Here is a 4397-nt window from a genome sequence, read left to right as displayed (position 1 = left end):
TACGTAGCCGGTCAGAACGATCCTGTGAACCAAGTGCTGCAGGCCGGCGATGTCCGTCAAGCCACCGTCGACGTCAACGGTGGCGGTACCGCCACCGTGTCCATCTCCAGCTCGAAGAACGCCGTGGTGGTCCGCATGAACGGCGTTCCCGCTCCCCCGGCCGGCAAGGTCTATCAGATGTGCTCATTCCCAAGGACGGCTCCGACCCTGTATCCCAGGGCCTTATGGATGCCCAGGCATTGAGCCATCCGGCGGTTGTCTCCGGCATTTCCAGCGCGGCGTCCATCGGCATCACGGTTGAACCCGTGGGTGGCTCCAAGAAACCGACCCTCCCCACGGTCGCTGCAGCACCTCTCACCTAGAGCGAGAGGCCCTGCCCGCCGTTGGCTCTTGCGGCAGGGCTTGACCTTGACGTTACGTCAACTTCTACGCTGGATACATGAAGCAGGACAAGGCAGGTACCTGGACCATTTCCGAGCTGGCCAAGGCCAGCAAGGTCTCCTCGCGGACTTTGCGCCACTATGGCCACCTCGGGCTGTTGGAGCCTGCCCACACAGGATCCAACGGCTACCGGTATTACGGTCAGCCTGAGCTGCTGCGACTGCAGCGGATCCTTCTGCTTCGTGAACTTGGCCTTGGGCTCGAGACCATCGGCGAAGTTCTGGATGGCCAGGCCGACCCTGCGGAGGCACTTGCCGTGCACAGGGATTGGCTGCTGGCCGAGCGCGACCGACTGGACCGGATGTCCCGGACGGTCGACGCCACTATCGCAGCACTACGTCAAGGAGAAACCATGACCGCGGAGAACATCTTCAAGGATTTCGACAACAACCCCTACGAGGCCGAGGCTCGCGAGCGCTGGGGCGATCGTGCCGTCGACGAGAGCAAGGCCCGGCACTCGGCGATGACCACAGCCCAAAAGCAGGCGTTCATGGAAGAGTACGCGGCGCTGAACCAGGATCTTGCCCACTGCTTCGACGCCGCCCTTCCGGCGGACCACCCGGACGTCCAGGCCGCCGTCGGCCGGCATTACAAGTGGATCTGCGCGAGTTGGACGCCAAACGCCGAATCCTACGTAGGCCTGGGACAGATGTACGTGGACGACCCCCGGTTCACTGCAAATTACGACAAGGTCCGGGTAGGCCTGGCGCCCTACCTGCTCGAAGGCATCAAGGTCTACGCAGCGCAAAAGCTCAGTTAAGGCACTCTTGCCGAAAAGCGCGACGGCGGCCCGTCCCCACTGGAAAAACAGTGGACGGGCCGCCGTCGTACCGGCTGCTAAGCAGCCCCGCTAAATGATCAGCGAGAGCACCATGATGAAGCCGAAGCCGACCACCGAGATGAGTGTCTCCATCACCGACCAGGTCTTGAACGTCTGCCCGACCGTCAGGCCGAACAGTTCCTTCACGAGCCAGAACCCGGCGTCGTTGACGTGGGACAGGAAGAGCGAACCGGCACCGATGGCCAAGGCAAGGAGTGCCGCGTGGGTCGGGCTCAGGCTGCTTGCCAACGGAGCCACGATGCCCGCAGCCGTGACAGTGGCAACTGTCGCCGAGCCCGTGGCCAGGCGAAGCGCCACGGCCACCAGGAACCCCAGGACCAGCACGGACATGTTGGCGCCTTCGGCCCATTTCTTGACTGCGTCACCGACTCCGGCACCGATGAGGGTCTGCTTGAAACCGCCGCCCGCGCCCACGATCAGAAGGATCGCGGCGATCGGTCCGAGGCTGCTGCTGAGCTTGGAGGTGATCTTGCTACCGGTGAAACCGACCGCGTAGCCGAAAGTCACCATGGCGGCGAGCACGGCCAGGGTCATCGCAACGAGGGGCTGGCCAATGAAGTCCAGGACGGTGCGGATCATGGGTGCCGTCTTGGGATCGGCCCAGACGATGTCTGCGACGGCCTTCAACAGCATGAGCACCACCGGGAAAATGATGGTCAGCAGGGTGACCAGGAAGCTGGGCTGACGCTTCACTTCGCTGAGGTCGACGGCGTGCTTGGTGTCGACGCCGCCGGCCACCGCAGGAGCATCAACTGGAACCCAGCGCGCGGCCAAGCGGGAAAACAGCGGTCCACAAATGATCACGGTGGGAACGGCCACCAGGAGCCCAAGAGCCAGGGTGGTGCCCAGTTCAGCCTTCACCGCGCTGATGGCGATGAGTGGGCCCGGGTGCGGCGGGACCAGTCCGTGCAACACGGACAAACCCGCGAGGGCCGGAATGGCAATGCGCATGAGCTTCATCTGCGAGCGCTGGGTGACCAGGACGATCACCGGAAGCAGCAGGACGAGGCCGATCTCAAAGAACATCGGGAGGCCGATGATGACCGCAACCAAAGTGATCATCCAGACCACCTTGTTGCCGCTGGCTTTCTCCAACAAGGTGTCCACCACGCGGTTTGCGCCGCCGGAGTCCGCCAGGAGCTTGCCGAGCATGGCGCCGAGGGCAATCAGGAGGCCGACCTCTTTAAGGACGCCGCCCACGCCGTCTTCGAAGTTGCTGACCACTTTATCGAGGCCGACTCCCGATGCCAGGCCGACGAAGGCCGAACCTAGCACGAGGGACAAGAACGGATGGACCTTGAATTTCGCGATCAGCAGGACGATCAGCGCGATGCCGATAGCCGCGACCACCAGGAGTTGGGTATCGTGCCCGGTCCAGTTCACGCTGCATCTCCGGTTGTGTGTGCCGGCTGTGCCTCAAGGCCGAGCCGTTCGATGATTTCGTCTGCCTCTTCGGCAGGAGAAGCGGAGACGCACAGCGAGATGTGGTTCTCGTCCTCGGTGGGCGCTTCCAGCGCATCGAATTGGGATTCCAGCAGCGAAGCAGGCATGAAGTGCCCGTGGCGCGAAGCCAGCCTGTCGGAAATCTTGTCCTTGCTCCCCTGGAGGAAGACGAACACAACGCCCTCGCCGCGCAAGACGTCCCGGTAGCGCTTCTTCAAGGCCGAGCACGTGATGATGCCCGGCTTTCCAGCTGCCGTACGCTCCTTGATCCAATCGGCAATGATGTCCAGCCACGGCCAACGGTCCTCATCACTGAGTGCGTGCCCCGCCTGCATCTTTGCCACGTTCGCTTCCGGGTGCAGGTCGTCGCCTTCGGCGAGGTCCCAGCCCAGGCGTCCGGCCAATACGCCGGCCACTGTCGATTTACCGGAACCGGAGACGCCCATGATCACCAATACCGGTTGTTGTGCAGTCTTCGCCATCAAAGTCTGCCTCTCTCAATTAAATATGATTTAAACGAGACTAAGCATATGACACAGGTTACACATCAGCAATTTCAGAAACCGGCGATGGTTTGGGACCCGTTGACTTCCACCACATGGAACGCTTCGGCGCTGCGCCCGCCGGGCATTCCGGCGCGCGAGGCATTGTGCCGGAGCATGCCCCGCACGGCCCGTTCCATGCCTTCCAGATCGGGGTGCTGGCTCGCGTGGATCCGGATGGCAGCCAGTTTCGCGTCCACGTGGTCGGTGACGTCCACGAAATAGTTCTCACGGGTTTCGGGACCGGCGAAGAGCCACAGCCATGGCAATTTGAAGGCCTCGAGGCCCGCTTCGGCCAGTTCCGGGTACGCGAAGGGATTCTCAAGCGCGGGGTACACGGCCCGCGTCACGATCTCCCCCACTGCGAGGTGGTCGGGGTGGCTCTTCTGGATCCGGTCCCAATTGCGTTCCGGGTGCATGGCAAGAACGATGTCCGGGCGGATCTCGCGGATGAGTTTCACCACTTGCTTGATGACCCCATGCGTCGGTTCCAGGTAACCATCGCGCTCATGGAGGTAGTGCACGTCCGTCACGCCGACGAGGGCAGCGGCCTGTCGCTGCTCCTCTGCGCGCATGGAGACGATCTCTTCGCGGTGTGCAGGATCAAAACCTCCGGCATCGCCGTCTGTCATGACGCAATAGCTGACCTCGACGCCGGCAGCGGTCCAGGCAGCGATGGTTCCGGCCGCGCCAAAGTCGACGTCGTCCGGGTGGGCGGTAAAACAAAGCACCCGCTCAACGCGCTCTGTGGAGGCGTTGAACGGGCTCTTTGCTGACGTAGCGTCAGAAGACAAAGGGATCAGCCTTTCCGCTTTTTGATCTCTTCGGTGGCCTGTGGAACAACCTTGAAGAGGTCACCGATGATGCCGAAGTCCGCGATCTCGAAGATCGGCGACTCAGCATCCTTATTGATCGCGACGATGACCTTGGAGGTCTGCATCCCGGCCTTTTGCTGGATCGCCCCGGAGATGCCCGCCGAGATGTAGAGCTGCGGAGACACCGTCTTGCCCGTCTGGCCAACCTGGTAGTCATGACCGATCCAGCCCGCATCCGTGGCGGCACGGGAAGCCCCGAGCGCGCCGCCCAGTGCGTCGGCCAGTTCTTCCAAGGGACCGAAGTCGCCGTCGACG

5 protein-coding genes and 1 pseudogene are annotated in these 4397 nt (G+C 62.6%); 2 read left to right on the top strand and 4 right to left on the bottom strand.

Annotated features, from left to right (window positions below; translation table 11 throughout):
* A pseudogene (locus AHiyo1_RS26085) lies at positions 1-362 on the top strand (anti-sigma factor domain-containing protein); the annotation flags it as partial.
* 77 nt (positions 363-439) lie between these two features.
* A complete protein-coding gene (locus AHiyo1_RS02665; RefSeq protein ID WP_059387526.1) occupies positions 440-1201 on the top strand; it encodes a MerR family transcriptional regulator in 762 nt (253 codons plus the stop codon).
* A gap of 90 nt (positions 1202-1291) precedes the next feature.
* On the opposite strand, the gene AHiyo1_RS02660 is transcribed toward AHiyo1_RS02665, so the two are convergent.
* From AHiyo1_RS02660 to AHiyo1_RS02645, 4 genes are all read right to left on the bottom strand, one after another.
* Positions 1292-2665 carry a GntT/GntP/DsdX family permease gene (locus AHiyo1_RS02660; RefSeq protein WP_059387525.1) on the bottom strand — a complete coding sequence of 458 codons (1374 nt, stop codon included), beginning with the start codon at positions 2663-2665 and terminating at the stop codon, positions 1292-1294.
* Positions 2662-3207 carry a gluconokinase gene (locus AHiyo1_RS02655; protein WP_059387524.1) on the bottom strand — a complete coding sequence of 182 codons (546 nt, stop codon included), beginning with the start codon at positions 3205-3207 and terminating at the stop codon, positions 2662-2664. The genes AHiyo1_RS02660 and AHiyo1_RS02655 overlap by 4 nt, the downstream gene beginning before the upstream one ends.
* A 74-nt stretch (positions 3208-3281) precedes the next feature.
* Entirely contained in the window at positions 3282-4061 is a 780-nt protein-coding gene (locus AHiyo1_RS02650; protein ID WP_059387523.1) for a PIG-L deacetylase family protein, read from the bottom strand.
* A gap of 5 nt (positions 4062-4066) precedes the next feature.
* On the bottom strand, positions 4067-4397 hold a 331-nt coding region (locus AHiyo1_RS02645; RefSeq protein WP_148667424.1), incomplete at its 5' end, for an electron transfer flavoprotein subunit alpha/FixB family protein.

Source organism: Arthrobacter sp. Hiyo1, assembly GCF_001263615.2.
Taxonomy (GTDB): domain Bacteria; phylum Actinomycetota; class Actinomycetes; order Actinomycetales; family Micrococcaceae; genus Arthrobacter.
Note: the sequence above shows the minus strand (reverse complement) of the source record. Positions and strands in the feature narration are given on the sequence as shown.

Excerpts from the sequence above, each read along its gene's own strand:
- AHiyo1_RS02665 (WP_059387526.1), top strand. The coding sequence starts at position 440 with ATGAAGCAGGACAAGGCAGGTACCTGGACCATTTCCGAGCTGGCCAAG.
- AHiyo1_RS02655 (WP_059387524.1), bottom strand. The coding sequence starts at position 3,207 with ATGGCGAAGACTGCACAACAACCGGTATTGGTGATCATGGGCGTCTCC.